At 65.7% G+C, this 21,939-nt stretch carries 14 protein-coding genes; 9 read left to right on the top strand and 5 right to left on the bottom strand.

Features of this window, described 5'->3' with window-relative positions; translation table 11 throughout:
- Positions 1–31 precede the first annotated feature (31 nt).
- Entirely contained in the window at positions 32–4,966 is a 4,935-nt protein-coding gene (locus tag BLT19_RS17235; protein WP_172825661.1) for a CBM96 family carbohydrate-binding protein, read from the bottom strand.
- A gap of 580 nt (positions 4,967–5,546) precedes the next feature.
- On the opposite strand from BLT19_RS17235, the gene BLT19_RS18295 reads away from it, so the two are divergent.
- On the top strand, positions 5,547–5,981 hold the full coding sequence (locus BLT19_RS18295; protein WP_407939837.1) for a YdcF family protein: 435 nt from the start codon (positions 5,547–5,549) through the stop codon (positions 5,979–5,981).
- A 32-nt stretch (positions 5,982–6,013) separates the two neighbouring features.
- Here the strand turns inward: BLT19_RS18295 and BLT19_RS17225 are convergent, their stop codons facing one another.
- From BLT19_RS17225 to BLT19_RS17210, 4 genes are all read right to left on the bottom strand, one after another.
- On the bottom strand, positions 6,014–7,498 hold the full coding sequence (locus BLT19_RS17225; protein ID WP_456237933.1) for a sugar transferase: 1,485 nt from the start codon (positions 7,496–7,498) through the stop codon (positions 6,014–6,016).
- Positions 7,499–7,737: 239 nt separating this feature from the next.
- Positions 7,738–9,681, bottom strand: a complete 1,944-nt coding sequence (locus BLT19_RS17220; RefSeq protein ID WP_091492888.1) for a DUF4012 domain-containing protein — start codon at positions 9,679–9,681, stop codon at positions 7,738–7,740.
- A gap of 49 nt (positions 9,682–9,730) precedes the next feature.
- Positions 9,731–10,327 (bottom strand): arsenate reductase/protein-tyrosine-phosphatase family protein, encoded by a 597-nt coding sequence (locus BLT19_RS17215; RefSeq protein ID WP_091492885.1) that lies wholly within the window; start codon positions 10,325–10,327, stop codon positions 9,731–9,733.
- Between the two features lies 1 nt (position 10,328).
- The gene (locus BLT19_RS17210; protein ID WP_231917709.1) at positions 10,329–11,870 is read right to left on the bottom strand and encodes a polysaccharide biosynthesis tyrosine autokinase; all 1,542 of its coding nucleotides are present in this window, start codon (positions 11,868–11,870) and stop codon (positions 10,329–10,331) included.
- Positions 11,871–11,909: 39 nt separating this feature from the next.
- On the opposite strand from BLT19_RS17210, the gene BLT19_RS17205 reads away from it, so the two are divergent.
- From BLT19_RS17205 to glmM, 8 genes are all read left to right on the top strand, one after another.
- Positions 11,910–13,055 (top strand): hypothetical protein, encoded by a 1,146-nt coding sequence (locus BLT19_RS17205; protein ID WP_091492882.1) that lies wholly within the window; start codon positions 11,910–11,912, stop codon positions 13,053–13,055.
- Between the two features lie 98 nt (positions 13,056–13,153).
- On the top strand, positions 13,154–14,881 hold the full coding sequence (locus tag BLT19_RS17200; protein WP_091492881.1) for a polysaccharide biosynthesis tyrosine autokinase: 1,728 nt from the start codon (positions 13,154–13,156) through the stop codon (positions 14,879–14,881).
- Between the two features lie 26 nt (positions 14,882–14,907).
- Positions 14,908–15,750 carry a helix-turn-helix domain-containing protein gene (locus BLT19_RS17195; protein WP_091492880.1) on the top strand — a complete coding sequence of 281 codons (843 nt, stop codon included), beginning with the start codon at positions 14,908–14,910 and terminating at the stop codon, positions 15,748–15,750.
- Positions 15,751–16,088: 338 nt separating this feature from the next.
- A complete protein-coding gene (locus tag BLT19_RS17190; RefSeq protein ID WP_091492878.1) occupies positions 16,089–16,700 on the top strand; it encodes a Clp protease/crotonase-like domain-containing protein in 612 nt (203 codons plus the stop codon).
- 693 nt (positions 16,701–17,393) lie between these two features.
- Entirely contained in the window at positions 17,394–18,887 is a 1,494-nt protein-coding gene (locus BLT19_RS17185) for an HNH endonuclease signature motif containing protein (protein ID WP_091492876.1), read from the top strand.
- A gap of 639 nt (positions 18,888–19,526) precedes the next feature.
- Positions 19,527–19,973, top strand: coding sequence for a 50S ribosomal protein L13 (rplM, locus tag BLT19_RS17175; protein WP_091492869.1), 447 nt, complete (start codon positions 19,527–19,529; stop codon positions 19,971–19,973).
- Between the two features lie 29 nt (positions 19,974–20,002).
- Positions 20,003–20,482, top strand: a complete 480-nt coding sequence (rpsI, locus tag BLT19_RS17170; RefSeq protein WP_091492866.1) for a 30S ribosomal protein S9 — start codon at positions 20,003–20,005, stop codon at positions 20,480–20,482.
- A gap of 19 nt (positions 20,483–20,501) precedes the next feature.
- Positions 20,502–21,860 carry a phosphoglucosamine mutase gene (glmM, locus tag BLT19_RS17165; protein WP_091492863.1) on the top strand — a complete coding sequence of 453 codons (1,359 nt, stop codon included), beginning with the start codon at positions 20,502–20,504 and terminating at the stop codon, positions 21,858–21,860.
- The last annotated feature ends 79 nt before the right edge of the window (positions 21,861–21,939 follow it).

Raw genomic sequence — 21,939 nt, 5'->3', positions numbered from 1 at the left:
GTTCAAGGCCTGTCACAGACAGGGTGTAGCCCTACTGTTCGAGGGTGATGTCGATGTAGGGGGGCTTGTTGTAGTCGCGGGATGACACGTAGACCATCACGTTATTGGCGCCCACGTTGTCTTGCGTGAGGCCGAGAGAGAGTCGACTCGTGCGGTTGGCGGCGAGTGATGCGACATAGTCGGTGATGTCGGCGGACGTGTATTTCCGGGTGCGATCGGTGAGGAAGCTTCCGACGGTCGCGCCCAGAGCTGGCTTGTTCGTATAAGTCACAGCTGACTCGCTCCAGCTGCCAGCGACCGAGTGTGCGTCGACGCGCGCCGTGTCCAGGGCGCCGTCGGTGATCATGTTCTCCGTCGATAGTACGGCGGAGGTCACTGTCTTACCGGCCAGTGAAGACAGGTTGAAACCGAGGTACGTGATCCGGTCAGGGCCGCTGTTCCACGAAGGCTTTGACAGCAAACCCATCTGCGTCCCGAAGTTCGTATCCGGGGTTGTGCTCTGCACGTACGAATCGGCGTCCGCATAGATCCGCACCCGCGTCGAATCCACGACCGTCACCGACACCGAGGACGAAACCGCAATACCATCCGCCGTCGCGGTGACGACGATCGATGTCGAACCCGGCGCCACCGCGTTAATCACTCCTGAAGGAGTGACCGTTGCAACTCCCGGTTGTGTAGAAGAGTACGCAACCGTTGCTCGGGTGAAAGCACCGCCGATGCTGTCCTTAACGGACGTGACGGATGTCGCTGATTCGCCGATCTCAATCGACGATGGAACATCCGACAACGACACCGAATGGATCAAGCGCGCAGGTAGTTCCGCAGCGGGCGAAGGTGAAAGGGTGATGTCGATGTAGGGGGGCTTGTTGTAGTCGCGGGATGACACGTAGACCATCACGTTATTGGCGCCCACGTTGTCTTGCGTGAGGCCGAGAGAGAGTCGACTCGTGCGGTTGGCGGCGAGTGATGCGACATAGTCGGTGATGTCGGCGGACGTGTATTTCCGGGTGCGATCGGTGAGGAAGCTTCCGACGGTCGCGCCCAGAGCTGGCTTGTTCGTATAAGTCACAGCTGACTCGCTCCAGCTGCCAGCGACCGAGTGTGCGTCGACGCGCGCCGTGTCCAGGGCGCCGTCGGTGATCATGTTCTCCGTCGATAGTACGGCGGAGGTCACTGTCTTACCGGCCAGTGAAGACAGGTTGAAACCGAGGTACGTGATCCGGTCAGGGCCGCTGTTCCACGAAGGCTTTGACAGCAAACCCATCTGCGTCCCGAAGTTCGTATCCGGGGTTGTGCTCTGCACGTACGAATCGGCGTCCGCATAGATCCGCACCCGCGTCGAATCCACGACCGTCACCGACACCGAGGACGAAACCGCAATACCATCCGCCGTCGCGGTGACGACGATCGATGTCGAACCCGGCGCCACCGCGTTAATCACTCCTGAAGGAGTGACCGTTGCAACTCCCGGTTGTGTAGAAGAGTACGCAACCGTTGCTCGGGTGAAAGCACCGCCGATGCTGTCCTTAACGGACGTGACGGATGTCGCTGATTCGCCGATCTCAATCGACGATGGAACATCCGACAACGACACCGAATGGATCAAGCGCGCAGGTAGTTCCGCAGCGGGCGAAGGTGAAAGGGTGATGTCGATGTAGGGGGGCTTGTTGTAGTCGCGGGATGACACGTAGACCATCACGTTATTGGCGCCCACGTTGTCTTGCGTGAGGCCGAGAGAGAGTCGACTCGTGCGGTTGGCGGCGAGTGATGCGACATAGTCGGTGATGTCGGCGGACGTGTATTTCCGGGTGCGATCGGTGAGGAAGCTTCCGACGGTCGCGCCCAGAGCTGGCTTGTTCGTATAAGTCACAGCTGACTCGCTCCAGCTGCCAGCGACCGAGTGTGCGTCGACGCGCGCCGTGTCCAGGGCGCCGTCGGTGATCATGTTCTCCGTCGATAGTACGGCGGAGGTCACTGTCTTACCGGCCAGTGAAGACAGGTTGAAACCGAGGTACGTGATCCGGTCAGGGCCGCTGTTCCACGAAGGCTTTGACAGCAAACCCATCTGCGTCCCGAAGTTCGTATCCGGGGTTGTGCTCTGCACGTACGAATCGGCGTCCGCATAGATCCGCACCCGCGTCGAATCCACGACCGTCACCGACACCGAGGACGAAACCGCAATACCATCCGCCGTCGCGAGAGCGCCGATGCGTACGACCCCGCCCTTCAGGGCCCGGACCTTCCCGGTCGCGTCGACCGAAGCGACAGCTGGGTCGCTACTCATGAAACGAATTTCGGCCTCAGAATCGTCAGTTGGGACGTTCCATTTGAGAACACGCGTGGCCGTGCCTGTCGCGCCGACCGGCATGGAGGATGGCAGCCCACTTACCTCGATGGATTTGAGGGCTCTAGCAGGAGCATCCGGTAGTTCGGCGGCCGCGTCGTAGCGGTATATCTCAACTTCGTTGATTTTTCCACTGTCGAGAATTGTCAATCGTAGGAACTTGGCCGCCGCTGCGTTTGACAACTTCACTATTTGCGAACCAGACGGCCCGCGATACTCGCCATTAAACCTCAGGGTCCACGCGGTCTTATCGTTCGAAGACTCGATCTTGTACTTCGTGAGCTTCTCTGCGTTCGCAGTCCAGGTGATCTTCATGGACTTCGCCGAAATGGGTTCGCTCAGTTCCCACCGTGCCCAGCCGCCAGCGGTTGATGTTCCCCAGTAGGACTCCGGCTTCCTGTCATATGTCGCTGACGACCAACCGGAGTCCCCCCCAGTGGTTATCACTCCCGCAATCGTGACCGCGTCGTTGGCAAAAATTACGCTATAGGTCGTGGGACTCAGGCCAGGCTGCTGAACCGTGACTCGAGCGGCACGTGTTGTCCCCGTGGCCTGAACAACTGAGACCGAACTACCCGCTGAGGCCGACGCCGACACGGATGGAAAGTTCGACTGATCGCGATGAACGACCTGATACCAAGGCGTGTCAGCAGAGAATCCGCCAACCGTTACCCCGTCCACTTTGAGCGCGGTCAATTTGCTCGACGGTGCAGCGGACCACGTGGACAGTGGCATCGCAGACACCGCGGCGCCAGCGTCGGTTGATCCTTTCGGTAAAGGCGTGAATTGGACCGCTAGCGTCGTTGTCCCGCGCGCGGTGAACTCGATCGCAAGCTTACGGACGCCATCATTGGCTTCCTGGGCGGGAATGGGAGAGGTCGGCAGCGGCACTGCGTCCATCACCTGGAAGCGTGCGTCGCCCGCTGAGATGATTCGTGCTGCGAGCCGTTGGCCGTTCTGAAACAGGGTGGCGGTTCGACCGTCGGTATCCAGAACAATTTCTGCAGATGTGTGCATAGACCACAGAGCAGGGACGGGCTGGCTGACGGAGATCTCGTCTTGCACCAGAACTTGGTTACGCGAATCGAATAGCTTTACTCCGCGCTTCCACTGGTTAGCGACGGATGAGAACTGCGCCGTGAGATCTGAGATCGCGAAGGCTGAGTCCAGGTTCGCCCCGCGAGATATCAGGGTAGTCGCTTCAGTAGTCGCCACTTCCGGGCGGAACGCATCGAGAAGAAGCGTGTTGTGCCCCTCCGGCGAGGTCCGGTAATACTGCCAACGCTTAGTCTGCCGATCCTCGTTCATCGAGTCATAGGTCGCATCCTCGTTCCCTAAGTCGATCGCCCACTCTTGACCAAGAGCTTGGAGGTTGAAATCGCCACCGTCGATGTGCTGATGATGGCCAAGCGGGTTGCTCGCCGACCTGAATCCGACGTATGTGCCCAAAGGGTCGCTCTCTGACGCGCGCATGCTGACAATTCCGGCCGCGTAGGACGCATCGCGTGGCGGCATACGTGGGCTTTGTGCCGAGATCGTCGGATCACGCCAAAGCAACTGGAGAGCCGCCCAGGCTGTCGGAGGAGACTGTGCGGCGAGGGCCATCAGGGATCCGTCATTGAGAATCGCGCCCAGGCCGGCGTACGCGGCGTCGGGGTCCGGTCGGAGTTCACTATCGGCAAAGCCGAAGACGATGTCATCTGTGCCCGAAAGCGACATCATGAACCCCGCGGTCTGCGCCAACCCGGTTGCGCCCGCCAGCAGTCCGAAGTCCGACCCTGTACTTGTCTGCAGCGACCTGATGCCAGTCACAGCGAAACGCGTCGCGTATTCCCAGTAGGTCGGTCCTTCGTCGAAGCTGCCGTCGTCCCTATACGATGTTAGGCCGATTGCGAGACTCGAGTGCGCATTCCCTAACACCTCGTCGACAACAGGGGACGTCGTGTCGCCAGCGATTGCGAGGGCGCCAACGATCATCGCGGAGTTCACGATCACATTGATGTTGTCCGCTCTCGAACTCCAGTTCCCGAGCGTCTTGTATGGACCCGCTGAGTTGGGGCCTGCTGCGTATACAGCGCGAGAAGGGGTGAGGCCCAGACTGAGAATCGCTGTTCTTATTGTGTTCCGACGGCTGGACGACCAATACGAGTATCCCCAGTCGTACGCGATTGCGAAGGCATTCGTCATCTCCGCAGTGTCCAGGAAGTGGTCCGGATTCCAGTTAGGAAAGTTTGCAGCCGCTTGCAATTCCGCCCACGCCTTCTCGATGTAGCTGGACTTCGAGGTCAGACGCCAGGCGAGCATCAAGTTGTAAACGCGGTCCTGGACAGCTCGGCTGGTGTCTTGTAGGGCTACTGGAGTCTTGGTGGGAAAGCGCACTGTTGCGAGAGCGAGTTGGGCATCCGCTCGCTGAATGACTTTGGACAGCAAGAGTTCAGAAGTGCTATCCGCGCTCGTCTGACGTTTCAGGTCAGCGAATCGGGATTCGTCCGCCATCAAGCGCGGGTGCGCTGTGCTGACGTCGCCAACCGTAGGAGCCCCGGTTGGCGCGGCTGAAGCGCTACGGGCCGGCAGCAATGCCATCAATAGAGATGTCAGGATGACGAAGACGATGATCATGCGCGAGGGAGCTGTGCGCCGTCGATCGAATGGCAAGGCCCGGTACATTGCAAAACCTTCCTAGAGGTCGTGCTGGAACGACTTCGCTGGACATAGCAGATGTTTCGGGTGGTGCCAACGTATCTGGCAACGCGTCTTGAAAGTTCGGCTGGTGAGGGAAGGGCGTGAAACGGCACACAGAGGACGCTGAGCGTACGGCGACCGCGATGGGATAACGCGGCAACCCGTGGGTGCGGTCATACCGACCGTGTTGTCCACACACATCGACGTAGGCGACAACAACGCCGCGAGCGCGTGGCAGCAGGCGTCCTCAGCGAACGGACGGGTTGGCCAGGAAGGCTCAGCAGCCGCCCGGTGACGACAACCTCAACCCCGTCGACACATCCGTCCAGCCGCAGTTCCTCTATTTCGCGGGGCTTCCGCCATCCCGTTAAGATCGCCCTATGGACTCTCCGAATCGGCGGAGCATCGCCGATGGCTCGCCGGATTGGTAGCCACTCTGCTGGGAGTTGCGTTATTCGCGGTAGCCGGACTTCCGTTGTTTGTCTTCCCGCGCATCGACGCCCCCGCCCGCGCCGACGTGATCATCGTTCTTGGACCCCCGACTTCTCACCGGATTTCCGCCGCGCAAGAATTGCTAGAAGCCGAAGTCTCGGACCAGGTTCTATTGACTGTCGGGCGGGCAGGGTCAGGGCGGTGGTCAGCCGAGCGCCTGAGTGTGTGCGGGGACGACCGCTTCACGTGCGTAGTGCCGATTCCCATGACGACGAAAGGGGAAGCGAGGATGTTGCGCTGGTGGGCTCGAGACCACGGAGCGCGTTCCGCGGTCGTCGTAACGTTCACGCCGCACGTCGAACGAGCTCGCTACGTGTTCAGTCGCTGTTTCGCTGGTGACGTCGCGGTGGTTGGTGTTGGCGAACCTCTGACTTTCATCGACTGGATATACCAGTACGTCTATCAATCGATGGCGTTCGCCAAAGCTCTGTCCACGCCATGTACTGTGCCAGGCGAATAAGATCAGCGCGCCGCGGGTGAACGCGATAAGCCTCAGTGGGCAGTTGAGCCTGGAGCGAACACGGCCCGACCCGTCTTCAGCACGATGATGAGGTCGCCGAGCAGCGTCCAGTTCTCCACGTAAGAGAGGTCGAGCCGCACAGAGTCTTCCCACGAGAGCGTCGATCGGCCACTGACCTGCCAAGCGCCCGTGATGCCCGGCTTGGCCAGGAAGCGGCGGTGGACGTGGTCAGCGTACTGCTCGACCTCGCTGGGCAAGGGCGGCCGCGGGCCCACGAGCGACATCGATCCGCCGATCACGTTGAAGAGCTGCGGCAGCTCATCGAGGCTGAATTTGCGCATGATCCGGCCGATCGGCGTGATGCGCGGGTCGTTGGTCATCTTGAAGAGGACCTCGTTGCCGGCATCGCGCTGCTGCGCTGCGAGCTCGGGCAGCAGGTCTTCGGCGTTCTGGACCATCGACCGGAACTTCAGCATGGTGAACTCGCGACCGCGAAGCCCGATTCGCTTCTGCCGGAACAAGACAGGGCCGTCGCTCGACAGTCGCACTGACATCGCGAGAAACGCGAACACCGGGCTGAGAACGAGTACGCCGAGCGACGCAGCGACCAGGTCGGTAGCCCGCTTCAAGAAGCGCTGACCCTTGCTGAAGTTTGGCGTCTCCACGTGGATCAGTGGAAGGCCCGACACCGGCCGAGTGTGCAGACGGGGACCGGCGATGTCGACGATGCTCGGTGCGAGCACCAGGTGCTGGCGGCCCGCTTCGAGTCCCCACGAGATCTGCTTCACCTTGAACGGCGGCAACTCGTCGGTGCTGGTCACGACGACCGTGTCCGCACCGACTGCGCGCATCGCGCCACTCACGTCGTTGACGTTGCCCATGATCGGAATATCCGAATCATCGAGCGTGGCGCCGACCTGCCCAGTCGGAACGCATGCGCCGACGACGAAGTACCCCGCGCCAGGCGTGCGCCGCAGCTCTCTAGCGATCTGCGCGACCGACGAGTGCGAGCCGACGAGCAGCACCCGCGACGAGTACTCGCCGCGGGCTCTGCGGCGCAGCAGCCACTTGCGCCAGATGTAGCGCTCGAGGATAAGGAGCAGGGCCCCGAGTGGCAAGGCGATGAGCAGGTAGCCGCGGGCGACATCGATGCGGGCCAGGAAGCACGCGATGATCACGACGCTGAAGACCACGAAACTTGCGTTCGCCACCCGGGCGTACTCGGTCGCCCCGTTGCCGATCATGCGCGTGCTGCGCGAGTCGGCCATGGTCAGACCGACCATCCAGACGATCACCAGCACCGCCGAGAAGAACCAGTACGAGAGGTCGCTCAGTCGGCTGTCTTCGCGGATCGCCACCTGGGCGCTGCCGGTTCCGAACCAGACAAGCTGCGCGGCGTAGACGACCGCGATCAGGACGACGAGGTCGCTCAGCCAGAGGCGGCGTGCATACCGCAGTGTCCACGGCCGGCCGGAAGGCGCCTGACGCTCGGGGCCGGCAGCATCACCGGCCGACAGAACGCCCACGCTCGACGTGTCGGGTGCGCCGAAGGTTGCTGACTGGCTCCCGCGAAAGAAGGCGGGGCCGACGTTTACTTCAGTCGTCACGGAGTCCCTTTCCTGCTGATCCACAGAGAGGGGGCTCGTGGGTACGAAAACGCCGGTGCACCTACGAGTCACCGGCGATCTCTTCCTTGCTAGAGGAGGCTACATGAGCCATGTTACGAACGGAACGCCCGATAGCCGATGGCGCGATCTCAGCCGGCGCATGTCGCTTTGTGGATGGAAATGGGCGTTTCCCCGACTAGTGGCGTGTGCCGCACGTCCACCGTCGCCGGGGCTCCGGCTGCTCCCACAGTCGCGCGTGGCAGCGTGCTGGTGAAGGTGAACGACCGCGTCTGACCGGGCTCGAGACCGATCGCGATGCTGCGCGCCGAGCGCCCCTGCTCGACTCCTGAACGGTCGAGGCCGAAGTCGCCCTCGGCGGGATCGACCGTGATGCTGTCGGCTCCCGGGGGAGCGAAAAAGGCCACGTCGAGGATCATCGTTTCGCGGCTTACACCGAGTCGAGGGCCGCGCCCGTTGAGCGTGTAGGCACTCAGGCCCGACACGGGGACGGCGGAAGTGAGCGTGAGCGTCGTGCTGATGGTCGCAGGGCCATCTCCGGTCGCGCAGGTGTCTGCCGTCACATCGATGGACTGCGACAGGTAGTACTCGAGCTTGCTGTAGCCCGCGTCGTTGACGAAGACGCCGACCTGCGCGGTCTGCGAGTTGTCGGGGACGAAGCGACCGTCGGCGCCGAGTTCTGCTGCCATCGCCTGCTCGTTCTCCCGCGCCATCCACAGCAGAATGCGGTGATCGTCGACGCCCCTTGTCAGGGCTGCCAGAAGGTCTTCGGGCTTGCCTGAACCAGACGATAGCTTGTCGAATACGGACGATGCGGCCGCCGCGAAGTAGCCGTCTAAGAACGTTCCTGGCAGGTCGCCATACCTGTCGTACGCGTCCTTCAAGAGCACGGTCGCCGCGTTTTCCGCGTTCATCTCGACGCCGTCGGCCAATGTCACCGAACCAACGGCAGAAAGAAGATACCCGAGCGCCGTGGGATCGACGGAGATCACTCCGTCGACGACATCCCCAGTGCTTTGCTGCCAGATGTCGGCGAGCATCATCGCGGCAGTCGGATAGTCAGGAGTGCGCGTGTAGTTCTGCATGTAGGGAACAAAGTCGGACTCGTAAAAGTCCAGCATCTCCTCCGGTAACGGCAACCTGGACGCAACGCCTTGCTCGTACGCGAGTTCGAAGGAGTCGCTCTGTTCCGGAAGCGCAATCGTTCCATTATCGACGGTCAGCAGAGCGAGGGAAGCCGGGTTGCCGCCGAGCGCGCGCACCTCGGCGGTGTTCTGGAAGACCAGCAGATACTTCCGCTGCCCGGCCTGGCCGAGCACGTCGAGGCCGACGGGAAGCAGGTGCTCGGCGGTGTCGAGCGCCGGCGCGGCCTGGTCGAGTACGTCGAGCAACTCGCCGATCGCCTCGTCGACCTGGGGGATCAGGTCGGCACGGTTGATGTCGCTCACCTGGCGCTGAGCCGATGACACCGCCTCCCGCAGCGCGGGGATCAGTGGGAGAGCCGCCTTGTACGGCTCGAGGTCGATACGGCCATCGACCACGGCGAGATGGTCGAGATCCACCGACTGCAGCAGCTGTACGGCGGTGGGCATCGCCTGCTCCACAAGGATGTCGGCGGCGGCCGTCGTCTTTCGGACGGCCGCCAGGTTCTGCCCGACGACGGGCACCCGCTCGACGAACGACCACAGCGGGTCATCCGTGGCGGTGAGGGCGGCGGCGGTGTGGGACCGGATCTCGGTGGCCGCGGCATCCAGCCCCTCCACGTTCTGCTCTCGCGCCAGCTGCGGAATGGTGGCGACGACCTTCTTCGCGGCCGTCAGGTTGTCACGCACATCGACGGCGCTGTCGGCCAACCGGAGGCCGGCGACGGCCAGCGCTGCGGCGAGCAGGATGAGCGCGCCGACGATGCCGAGCGTCCACCACAACCAGCGTCGGCGTCGGCGCGGCTTCTGCTCCGGCATCAATTCCGGTTCGTCGGCAGAGAACTCGGTACGGCGACGGCTGCGGCGCGTGGGTGCGTCTGCGTCGAGGCCGCCGAAGGCGGGGTGAAGCGGCGACGTGTCGTCGGGGGTCACAGGGTCAACCTCTGGTCGTGGCGGCGGCGGGCGCGCCCGTCGGGGCGGATCAGCTTGCGAGGAGGGCGGCGCGCTCGAGCAGCACGGCGGTGGCCTCGACCGCGGGAACGAGCTGACCGGCCGATCGTTCGTAGACAGCAGTGCTCTGACCGTACGGATCGACGACGTCGAGTTCGTCGGGAGAGGCGGGCGGGGCAACGATTCCGCGGAAGCTTGCGGCCATCAGCACCGCTGCGCGGAGTGCGTCGTCGGTGGAGGCGGCGCCGGCGACGTCCTGTCGCAGGTCGTCGTCGGTCACCTCGCCGGCGATGCGTGCGAGCTCGCGCACGGTGAACGTCTTTCGCGTCGCGGCAGGTAACAGCTCGACGATCGCGCGTCGGTGATCGCGCGCCATGGCGAGGATCAAGTCGGCCTCGCGCAGATGGTCCGCCGTCAGCTGGCGGCCCAGGTGGTCGGTAGCGTCGGTCACCCCGAGCCGCTCGGCGATCTGTCGTGCGGGTGCGGGCATCCCTTCACCCGCCAGCGCGCCGACGCCGGCCGACTCGACGATCACTCCGAGCGGCGCGAGGCGAGCGCGCAGCAGCTGCGCGGCGAGGGGCGACCGGCAAATGTTGCCGGTGCACACCGTCAGGATGCGGAATGCCATCTCAGGCGTCCTGCCCGACCTCGAGGGGCTCGTCGCGAACGGCCGTCTTGTCGCGGACGCTGTGCGTCGCGCTGTACGCGTAGCTGCCGTAGCCGTAGCTGTCGGGCCCCTTGGTCGGGAGCATCGTCACGATGACGCCGAGCAGGCGGCTGCCGATCGCGTCGAGCGCCTTGACCGCGCCCTCGAGTTGGGGCTTCTTCGTGGCGCCGGATGCGGCGACGAGGATCGCGCCGCTGGTGTACTTCGAGACGACCGCTGCATCGGTGACCAGCAGGAGCGGCGGGGCATCGATGAGCACGTAGTCGAAGGCTTCGTGCAGCGAGTCGAGCATGCGCTGCATCGCCTGACTGCCGAGCAGTTCGGACGGGTTGGGCGGGATCCGACCAGAGGGGAGCACGAAGAGCTTCGCCCGGCCCCACTGCTGAATGACGTCTGCGAGCGCGGCCTTGCCGATCAGCACGTCGGTCAGGCCGACGCCGCCCTCGACGCCCATGTATTCGGCGATCTTCGGCAGGCGCAGGTCGCCGTCGATCAGCGCGACGCGTGCTCCGGTTTCAGCCAGAGCGATCGCGAGATTCGCGGTCGTCGTGGACTTGCCCTCGCTGGGCCCGGCGCTCGTGATGACGAACGACTTCGACTCGCGCTCGTGATCGATGTCGATGAACTGCAGGTTGGTGCGCAGCGTTCGGAACGATTCCGCACGCGGATTCTGCGGGTCGGCATGCACGATGAGCGGACGTTTCTTCGTGTCGGGGTCGAACGCGATGCCACCGAGGACGGGCTTGTCGGTCACCTGTTCGATGTCGTGCGTCGAGTGGATGCGCGTGTCGAGCACAGTCCGCAACACGGCGAACGCGACGCCGACAGCCAGACCGAGCAGCGCGCCGAGGATCGTGTTGAGCGGGATGTTCGGGCTTGCGGTCGAGGTCGGCACGAGGGCCGGCTCGATCGTCTCGATGCGCACCAGGCTGGGCGCGTCGCCCTCGGGCTTCTCGAGCTGATTGACGACAACATCAGCGAAGTTGGTCCCGACGGAATTGGCGATCGCCGCCGCCTGGGCCGGATCCTCATCGACGACGGTCGCCGAGATGATCACCGTATTCGCGGGCACCGACGCGCTGACGTGCCCGGCGAGCTGAGATGAGGACATGTCGAGATCGAGGTCTTCGATCACCCGATCAAGCACCACGGCACTGTTGACGACATCGACGAAGCTCGTCACGGCCTGGCGGGCGTAGTTCGTGCCCTGAGCCAGCTCGCCGACCAGCGCGCTGTCACCCGATCGCACCGAGACGTACAGCTGCGTTGTGGCCTCATAGGTCGGCGCCTTCAGCAGCGACCAGCCGAACCCCGCGGCGCCGCCGAGCACGGTCAGCGCCAGAATGAAGATCCAATTGCGATGCAGGATTCGCAGATAGTCGCGCAGTTCCAACCGACACTCCGTCCCCGTGGACCGTGCGACCGAACCCGAATGCCAGCCGCCGGAGCGCCCACGGCTCGTTCGGAAGATTGTAACCTTGCCTCTGACCCGGGCCGAACGCACCACATGGCCCCTCAGTGAACGCAAGCCCCTGAGGGAGTAATGACCGTGACAACGCTTCGAGAACTCGTCGGTGACGCTGATCCCGGTTCGGGAATCGCGCGGCTCTCGCCGGAATCGGCGGAACGGCGGCTGTCGGACATCGTCGGCGCCGGTGCATCCGAACCGGTCGTGCAGGATGACGCAAACCGGCTGGCCGACCTCGTCGGCGCTCCGATGCGTTCGGGAATCGCGATCGGCGCGTCGGGCATCGACTACGACGAATCGGCGACGACCAGGGAACGGCCGTTCTCGATCGATTGGCTGAGCGCGGCCGTTGCGGTCATCGCGATCGTGGCGGTCGTGATCGTCGTCGCCGCGGCCGTATGGACGCGCGCGTCAGCGGGATCCGTCGACGATGCGACCCGGAGTCTGCGGGCGGAAGAGGCGACGCTGCAGGGCCGGCTCATGACGCTCGCCACCGCGATCGACCGTTTGGAGGGTGATGTCGAGCGGGCGGTGCTGCTGGCGGGCAGAGCGGATGCCGCGGTCGGTGCGCTGGCCGGCAAGAGCGATGAGGGCGCACGGCTGCAGGCGGCATCGGGGATCGCGGCCTACCGCGACCAGGTCCAGACGCTCGGTGAGATCACGCCGCCCCCGCCCTACTCGCGTTCGGCAGTGACCTCGGGGGAGCTTGCCGACATCGCCGCGGCCCTCGACAGTGTCCGCACCGCAACGCTCGAGGTCGAGACGGTGCTCGCCGACACACACGATGCGCGATCCGCCGTGGCGGACGAACGCGGGAGGCTGCTCACCACCCTCACCGGCCTGGGCGGGAGCCTGGCGGCCACCGGGCCGGCGATCGTCGCCGAGAACGCCGCGGCGACCGAGCCGTTCCGGGCCGCGGTCTCCGACTCCCTGACCCGACTGTCCACCGCGCAGGCTGCGGGAGCCGACGGCATCGACGAGATGCTCGCCTACGCGGCATCCGTCGACGCGCTCCGCGCCGAGAACCAGCGCGTGCTCGCCCAACCGGTCGAGCCGGAGCCTGAGGAACAGACCGAGTACTACTGGGAGCCCGACTACTCCTGGGAGCCTGCCCCGACGCCGGATCCGGTGATCGTGGACCCGCCGGTCGAACCGCCGGTCATCGAACAGCCGCCGGTGACGCCGGTGGAACCGGAACAGCCGCCGACACCGGCGCCGTGAGCAGCGTTCAAAAAGCGACATCGCGATTTAGCCGGTTTCGGGTCGCCAGGTAGATTCGGACGGCGCGGGGGCGCTTCAGATCGAACGATAGGCGTCACATGGAGTTGAGGAACTACCTGCGCATCCTGCGTGCGCACTGGGTAGGCATCGTGCTCTTCGTCATCCTCGGTGTCGCCGTCGCGTTCGTGTGGTCGCTCGTTCAACCGCGCGTGTACACCGCCGACGCGAGCGGATACGTCGCCGCGATCCGCGCGGAGGGTGCGAACGACGCCGGCTCGGCCCTCGTCGCCGAGAACCTCGCGCAGGCCAAGGTCACGTCGTTCCTCGACCTCGGGACGTGGCGCTCGGTCGCCGAGCACGCCATCGACGAGCTCGGACTCACCACGGCGCCCGAAGCGCTCGTGAATCGCGTCAGTGTGACCAACCCGGTGGGCACCGTGAACATCAAGGTCTCGGCATCCGCATCCACCCCCGAGGGCGCACGCGATCTCGCCCAGGCATGGATCCGGGGAATGGCGACCGAGATCGCCGACCTGGAAGGCGGCGACCCGGCCAACGCGACGGTGCAGCTCGTCCCGGGCGACTCGGCACGGCTGCCGTCCTCTCCCAGCTCACCGAACACGCGCCTTGCTCTCGCGCTCGGCGGCCTCATCGGTCTTGCCCTCGGCATCGGATACGCCGTGCTGCGGTACACGCTGGACCGCCGCATCCGCTCGGCCGACGCCGTCGAACGCGAAACCGGCATCGCGGTGGTCGGCACCATCCCCGACGAGAAGTCGTTCACCGCCGACAGCCGCCTGCTGCCCCTCGACGGCGAGGGCTCGAGTGCCGCGAACGCCAAGCTGTTCGCCGTGTCGGAGGCGATGCGCGAGCTGCGCACCAACATCCAGTTCATGGACGTCGACAACCCGCCGCGCGTGATCGTCGTGACCAGCCCACTGCCCGGTGAGGGCAAGTCGACCACGAGCGCGAACCTGGCGATCACGCTCGCCGCGAGCGGGCAGAAGGTCGTGCTCATCGACGGCGACCTGCGCCGGCCGATGGTGGCGACGATCTTCCACCTCGTCGACGGTGTCGGTCTGACGGATGTCCTCGCCAACCGCGCCACCGTGGAAGACGTCGCGCAGCGCGTCGGGCGCAAGGGCAACCTGCTCGTGCTCGGTGCGGGAAAGCTGCCGCCGAACCCCAGCGAGGTGCTCGGCTCAGAGCGGATGCGGTCGCTTCTGCGCGACCTGTCGGCCGACTACACCGTGATCATCGATGCCCCGCCTCTGCTTCCGGTGACGGATGCTGCGGTGCTGACGCACAGCGCCGACGGCGCCGTCGTCGTGTGCAGCGTCGGAAGCACCACGTTCGAGGCGCTCGGCAAGGCGCTGCAGAACCTCGATCGCGCTGGCGGCCGAGCGCTCGGCGTCGTGCTCAATCGCGTGCCCCGCAAGGGCCGCGGCGCCGCGTACCGCGATTACCGCTACGCCGGCGACTACTACCGGGCCGAGGATGCCACCGCGGACGCGGACATCGAGGTGAACGTGGCTGGGCCGCGGCGGAGTCCGGCGCCTGCGCTGGTTGCTGCTCCTCCTGGGCCGGTTGCTGGTCCTGCTGGTCCTGCGCCGGTTGCTGCTCCTCCTGCGTCTGCTGGCGTTGCCGCTGCGCCCGTCAATGAGGTCATCACGGCGGTGCCCCCTGCGCCTGTCAAGGCGTCGGCCGCCGCCGCGGCGAAAGTCGCACCGAACGCGTCGACACCGCTGCCGGCCGGTGCCGGTGCGTCGGTCGCAAGCACTGCGGGTCCGCCGTCGACCCGACGATCCCGACGCGTCGCCAGCTGACGCCACTCAGGGCTTGGGGGAGCACCGTGACGATCGAGACCAGCAGGGCACGCACGCTCGCCGTGTTCGGCAGCGTCCGGATCGGCGAGTACGTCGTGCCTGCCGGGGCGCCGCGTCCGCCGTTCGCTGGCCCGCGGGATGGGGTCGGGCTGCACATCGTGCGTTCCGGCGAGATCGCCATCGACACCAAGCGGGGTCGCCACGTCTTCCGTGCCGGGGATGTCTATGTCTCGGTCTTCGAGCCGCAGATGACCTTCTCGCTGACCGGGAACGTCCGCCTGCTGTCGCTGATCGTGCCGTCCGCCGTGCTGGAAGGGGTGGGCGCGCCCCCGGCCGGGCAGGTGCGTCATCTTCCATCGAACGGTCCGCTGCTCGCGCCGACGGTGGATTTCATCCGTCGCGCCGCCGAGGTGGAGTCCGCGTCGCTGACCGGGTTCGCCACGTACTACTTCGAACGGCTGCTGCAGGAGATGCTGATCGGGGTATTGATCGGCGGAACGTCGCGCGTATCCATCCCGCAGGAGCCGGGTGTCTTCGCACATTCGATCGCGATCATCACCGCGCAGCTGTCGGATCACAGCCTGTCGCCGCGCTCGGTGGCCGATGAGGTCAAGATCTCGCTGCGTCAGCTGCAGCGCATGCACAGCGCCCGCGGCACGACGGTCGAGCGCGAGATCCGGAGAGCACGCGTCGAGCACGCGATGGGACTGCTGCGCGATCGCACCTACGACGCGATGAGCGTCGAGCAGATCGGGCGCTATTCGGGCTTCTCAGGAGGCTCGAGCCTCGCCCGCGCGATGGCGGCGGAAGGCAAGATGTCGCCCGCGCGCGAGCGGCGCCATGCACGAACCGCCGAGCGAGTGGCCTGATCGCACGCGGAACGTCACGTTCCACGCGCCAGACGACAACGCATCGCGTCTGTGATCCGCCCGAGAGTGTGACTGGGAGGCTGGACTCGGCACAGCGCGCTATGAGAGCGTGAATTCCACTTGACGTCGGAATCCGACTGACGTCGATGATGCAGCATCCGTGAGCCCGAATCTCGCGACTGCTGTGTGGTGAGCCCGCGTGAGTTCTCTGGGGCGCGGGCAGAAGCAGAACCGGTGCCGCAGTGTCGTCGCGCCGCCACGGTCGACATCCCGCTGCGGTTCCCGGTGACGTCTCCGCGCCTGGGCCGCGTCACTCGCAGACAAGAAAGGGAACCACAATGAGCAACGAAGAGACATTCGGCGCCGAGGGCAGCGAATCCAACCCCGGACGCCGCCGCGTCCTGAAGGCCGCCGCCTGGTCGGCGCCGGTCATCGCGCTTGCTGTCGCGACGCCGATGGCAGCAGCCAGCATCACCAACACGCAGACCGGCCTGACCATCGCCAACGCCGGCAACATCGCCATCGCGAGCAACACCATCGGTGCGGCTGTGACCGGCACGTTCTCCGGTTCGGCGACAGTTGCCAATGTGGGTATCGGCTGGAACCTGGACGGCGCGACGGTCACTTACGAGCTGAGCGGTCCGATCGTGGCGACGTCGCTGTTGTTCAACAACGCGCCCATCACCGCGTCGACCATCACCAGCAACGGACGCGTCTGGGCTGTGCTGGCCAACGAGGCGAACTATCTCGAGCTCGCACTTCTCAGCCCGCTCCCGATCGCGGTTCCCGCTGACGGTGCGACGCAGGTCCCGTTCCCGACGATCACCTACGCCACAACTCTCACCAGTGTGGCGTCGAGGGCGAACCGCGTACGCGCGGAGTCGACCGGCACCGTCACGAGCAACGGAGCCAGCCTGCAGGACGGCAACTTCAAGCTCTTCCCGGCCTGATTCGTTTCGCGCTGAGAGCCCTCTCGCTTCCGAGCGAGGGGGCTCTTGTGGTTCAGCCCCGCTGCGTCGGTGACTGCGTCAGGGGCTGTCGGCCCAGGCATCCATCTCGTTCTCGCGTTCCGAGTCGGTGCGGGATGCGCGAGCAAGTGCTGCGACGGCTGCTGCGGTGATTGCGGCGACTAGCGCGGCAATCAGGACGATCGGAATGCCGCGTGCTCGGCGATCACCACTGGAATGCATAGTGACGACTGGATCTCTGATCGTTCGATGGTGCGTGTGCGGAGCGGTGCTGTGAGGCGAACCTCAACAGCGCCGGGAAAAGCCTAACCCGGGTGCGACCGTGTCTCGAATTGCGACGGATCCGTCGTCGGAGGCGACCGACAGCCGACTTTTAACACGACCGTAACGTCTCGTTCGAGGCCGCCGTTCTGCGGGTCGCGCCGAGCGGTCTAGCCTTGGGATGTCAGATCGTGAAAGCCCCTCGCTTCCACGAACGCGATCCCCGACGCGGTTTCTGGCCCCGGTTCCCTCGACTGTGCGTCCCCCCAGTGCGCCGTCGAGGGAACCGTTCACTTTCTGGCGTGCTTGGGTCGTTGATTCCGTCGATTCCTCCCCAGGTCTCGCGCCCCGCTGGGTTTTCACGTTCGCGTCGAACAAAGATGTGAATGTCAGTGGTCGGTGCAATCATGATTCATGGCCATTTTGTCCGAGTTGCGAGAAGCGGTCGACGCCTTCGCCGCCCGCTCCGCGCTTGACGTGGAGCGCGATGAGCTGCTGGCTGCGGTGCGCGTCCTCAGCGGCGATGACCTGATCGACATTGCCGCGCGTGCGTATGCCGTGATTCACACCGCGCAGTGCGTAGCCACGGTCGCCGCAGCCGTCATCGCGGAGAGGTCGACGCGCGAGCAAGGCCATGGCGGACTCGCCGCAGTGAAAGGTCATAAGACTGCGCGCGACCTCGTCCAGGCGATCTCGGGTGGCACGAAGGCCGACGCGGCGCGGACGGTACGGCTGGGTGAGTCACTGCTCGACGGTGAGCCGGCAGGCGACGCCGGTGTCGGCGCTCGCCCTGCCGTCGTCACACCGTGGCACGATCCGCTGCGGCGCGCGATGCTTTCGGGTGGGCTGACGGCCGCGCAGCACGACGGCATCTACCGAGGATTGGGCGAGCCGCCGGCGGCGGAATCGTCGGCTGTCGACTCCGTTCTTCTCCGCGAGGCGTGGACGCTCGCTGCGACGCAGCTGATCGCAGAGGCGGCACATCTGTCCGTCGAAGAACTCGCTCGCCGAGCCCGGCAGGTGCGGGACGCGCTCGATCCCGCAGGACTCGAGGAACGCTTCGCGAGGCGGTACGAGGCGAGGTCGTTCGTCCGCTGGACCGACGCCGAGGGTGGGCGGCATGCGCGCATCGACTTCGACGACGACGGCGGAGAGCTGATCGAGGCCATCATCGCCGCCGCGCTGCGCCCGCGGCGAGGAGGCCCGAGGTTCGTGGCCGAAGACGAACGGCGAGCCGCCGATGACCTCGTTGCCGATCCGCGGACCAACGATCAGCTGACATACGACCTGATGATGGGTGTTCTCCGGGCGGGAGCGTTGGCGGATGCCGCGGACGTGTTCGGGGCGCGACAGCCGGGCGTGCGGATGGTCGTCGTGAAGGATGCTGTGGGTCCGCGCGACCCGTTCGGTCGGCTGATCGCGGCGGGCAACGTCGAAGACGGTGGAAACGCGATTCCCGGGTCGATGATCGAGCGGGCGATCTGCGAGTCCGGAACGGTGCAGATCACGGTCGATTCGTGCGGAAACCCGCTCGATGTGGGGCGAGAGCAGCGTCTCTTCACTCCGCGACAGCGCATTGCGCTGGCGGCGCGGGATGGCGGATGCCGCTGGCCAGGGTGCGACGTGCCCGCGTCCTATTGCGAAGCGCATCATTGCGACGAGTGGTCAGCCGATCATGGGCGGACCGACATCGACCGGGGCATCTTGCTCTGCCGGCATCACCACATGATGCTCCACAACAACGGGTGGCGGATTGCGCGAGAAGGCAAGGGCGAGTTCATGCTGCATCCGCCGGGGAGCGGAGCCGCTGGGCTGGAGAGCCGAGTGATGGCGTCACGGTCCGCGGTGCGGTGGGCGTGGGATCCGCCACCGAAACGTGCATCGTGGCGGGAGCGACCGGCGGCGTGAGGGGTGCCGGGGGGCGGTGGCTTTCGGTGGTTGGTGGTCGGTGCCGGAGATCGGTGATCGTGGCCGGTGGCCGGTGGCCGGTGGCCGGTGGCCGGTGGCCGGTGGCCGGTGGCCGGTGGCCGGTGGTCGGTGGTCGGTGTGAGGGGGACCGGCGTCTGGGCCGTGGGCCTCGGTCGGTGATCGGTGTGAGGGGGACCGGCGTCTGGGCCGTGGGCCTCGGTCGGTGATCGGTGTGAGGGGGACCGGCGTCTGGGCCGTGGGCCTCGGTCGGTGATCGGTGTGAGGGGGACCGGCGGTCTGGGGCGTGGGCTTCGGTCGGTGATCGGTGTGAGGGGGATCGGCGGTCTGGGGCGTGGGCTGTGGTCGGTGATACGCCGACGCGGAAGTGGGGTGTCGCGGGGCGGGGTGGGATCGGTCGCGATGCGATGGTGGTTTGGCCGCGGCATCCGCGTGTCGTATGATTGATCTTTGGTGCCTGCGTCTTGCTGGCGAGGCACTGCGAACGTGAGCCCTCCACTGGCGTGTTCCATCGCATCTCGGCCCCTCGACTCGCTCGGGGACCAGATCGAGAGATGCGGAGAACCACCCCGGAGCGGGATTCACGAACCTCTCCGTTCGAATCAAGAAAGCAGCACTATTGTGACGCGCACGTACACCCCCAAGGCTGGCGAAGCCCAGCGCGAGTGGCTCATCATCGACGCAACCGACGTCGTCCTGGGCCGTCTCGCCACCCACGCCGCCACGCTCCTCCGCGGCAAGCACAAGGCGACCTTCGCCCCCCACATGGACATGGGCGACTTCGTCATCATCATCAACGCCGACAAGGTCGCGCTGACGGGCCAGAAGCTCCAGAAGAAGAAGGCCTACCGCCACTCCGGTTACCCGGGCGGCCTCAAGTCGGTCACCTACGAAGAGCTCCTCGCGAAGAACCCCGAGCGTGCGGTCGAGAAGGCCGTCCGCGGCATGCTGCCCAAGAACAGCATCGGCGCGCAGCAGCTTCGCAAGCTCAAGGTCTACCGCGGCGCCGAGCACCCCCACGGTGCCCAGCTGCCCAAGACCTACACCCTCGACCAGGTCGCCCAGTAGCGCCTCCCAGATTGATTAAGGACACACTCGTGGCGAACATCGAAGAATCCACCGAAACCAACTACTCGACCGAGACCGTGGTCGACCAGACGGCCGTTGCCGCCGAGCGCCCCGTGCTCAGCGTCCCCGGTGCCGCAGTCGGTCGTCGCAAGCAGGCCATCGCCCGCGTGCGCATCGTTCCCGGTTCGGGCGTCATCACCGTCAACGGCCGCACGTTCGAGGACTACTTCCCGAACAAGCTGCACCAGCAGCTCGTGACCGACCCCTTCACGGTGCTCAACCTCACCGACGCGTACGACGTCATCGCGCGCATCTCCGGCGGCGGCCCCTCGGGTCAGGCCGGCGCGCTGCGCCTCGGCATCGCCCGTTCGCTGAACGGCATCGACGAAGAGAACAACCGCGCCACCCTGAAGAAGGCCGGCTTCCTCTCGCGCGACGCGCGCGTCAAGGAGCGCAAGAAGGCCGGTCTCAAGAAGGCCCGCAAGGCTCCTCAGTACTCGAAGCGCTAAACCCTCCGGGTTCTGCTCGATGCCGCTTTTTGGCACGGACGGGGTGCGGGGGCTGGCCAACGGCCCCCTCACCGCCGACCTCGCACTGACCCTGGCCCAGGCGACTGCTGTCGTCCTGGGCCAGGGCCGTACGGCCGACGCACGCCGGGCCGCAGGCAAGCGCCTGACTGCCGTCGTCGCCCGCGACCCGCGCGTCTCGGGTGAGTTCCTCGCCGCCGCGGTCGCGGCCGGTCTCGCATCTTCGGGTGTCGACGTCCTCGAGGCCGGCGTGCTGCCGACCCCGGCCGCCGCGTACCTGATCGCCGACATGGACGCCGACTTCGGCGTCATGGTCTCGGCCTCGCACAACCCCGCTCCCGACAACGGGATCAAGATCTTCGCCCGCGGCGGTGTCAAGCTCCCCGATGTGGTCGAGCAGCGCATCGAAGCCGCGATGACCGCGCCGAAGCTGCAGCCGACCGGTGCCGGCGTCGGTCGCATCCGCCGGTTCGCCGACGCTGAAGACCGATACGTCATCCACCTCCTGGCCTCCATGCCCAACCGCCTGGATGGGCTGCACGTCGTGCTCGACTGCGCGCACGGCGCAGCATCCGGAGTCTCTCCCGAAACGTTCCGCGACGCGGGCGCTCGCGTGACCGTGATCGGCGCGGATCCCGACGGCCTGAACATCAACGACGGCGTGGGCTCGACCCACCTCGACCAGCTGGCCGTCGCGGTGCTGCGACACGGCGCCGATGTCGGCATCGCGCACGACGGCGACGCCGATCGGTGCCTCGCGGTCGACGCGAACGGACGCATCGTCGACGGCGACCAGATCATGGCGATCCTCGCGGTGGCGATGAAGAACCGCGGGCACCTCGTGTCGGACACGCTGGTGGCCACGGTCATGAGCAACCTCGGCCTGCACCGGGCGATGTCCGACCACGGAATCACCGTGGTGCAGACCTCGGTCGGCGACCGTTACGTGCTCGAAGCCATGAACGAGCACGGATACTCGCTCGGCGGCGAGCAGTCCGGGCACGTCATCATGAGCGAATACGCGACCACCGGCGACGGTCTGCTGACCGGGCTGCACCTGATGGCCGAGATGGCCTCGTCGGGCAAGTCGCTGGCCGAGCTGGCGTCGATCATGACGGTGTATCCGCAGGTGCTCATCAATGTGCGGGGCGTGGATCGCACGTTGGCGGCCTCGGATGAAGGCGTGGCCGCTGCTGTCGCCGCGGTGTCGGCTGAGCTCGGTGACTCGGGGCGCGTGCTGCTGCGCCCGTCGGGCACCGAGGAGATGGTTCGCGTGATGGTCGAGGCATCCTCGGCCGAAGTCGCCGAGCACTACGCCGAGCGTCTTGCAGATGTCGTGCGTGAGCGGCTCGCGCTGTAACTTTCTCGACTGCCGTTTCACCCGGGTGTTCGTTTGACCCGGTGGACGCCCGTACGGGAGCATGAAAATCATGCATCCC

The organism is Microbacterium pygmaeum (assembly GCF_900100885.1).
Classification (GTDB): domain Bacteria; phylum Actinomycetota; class Actinomycetes; order Actinomycetales; family Microbacteriaceae; genus Microbacterium; species Microbacterium pygmaeum.
Note: the sequence above shows the minus strand (reverse complement) of the source record. Positions and strands in the feature narration are given on the sequence as shown.

Coding starts and splice junctions, on each gene's coding strand:
- BLT19_RS17235 (WP_172825661.1), bottom strand. CDS start 4,966: ATGATCATCGTCTTCGTCATCCTGACATCTCTATTGATGGCATTGCTG.
- BLT19_RS17215 (WP_091492885.1), bottom strand. CDS start 10,327: ATGGCATTCCGCATCCTGACGGTGTGCACCGGCAACATTTGCCGGTCG.
- BLT19_RS17205 (WP_091492882.1), top strand. CDS start 11,910: ATGACCGTGACAACGCTTCGAGAACTCGTCGGTGACGCTGATCCCGGT.
- BLT19_RS17200 (WP_091492881.1), top strand. CDS start 13,154: ATGGAGTTGAGGAACTACCTGCGCATCCTGCGTGCGCACTGGGTAGGC.
- BLT19_RS17190 (WP_091492878.1), top strand. CDS start 16,089: ATGAGCAACGAAGAGACATTCGGCGCCGAGGGCAGCGAATCCAACCCC.
- BLT19_RS17185 (WP_091492876.1), top strand. CDS start 17,394: ATGGCCATTTTGTCCGAGTTGCGAGAAGCGGTCGACGCCTTCGCCGCC.
- glmM (WP_091492863.1), top strand. CDS start 20,502: ATGCCGCTTTTTGGCACGGACGGGGTGCGGGGGCTGGCCAACGGCCCC.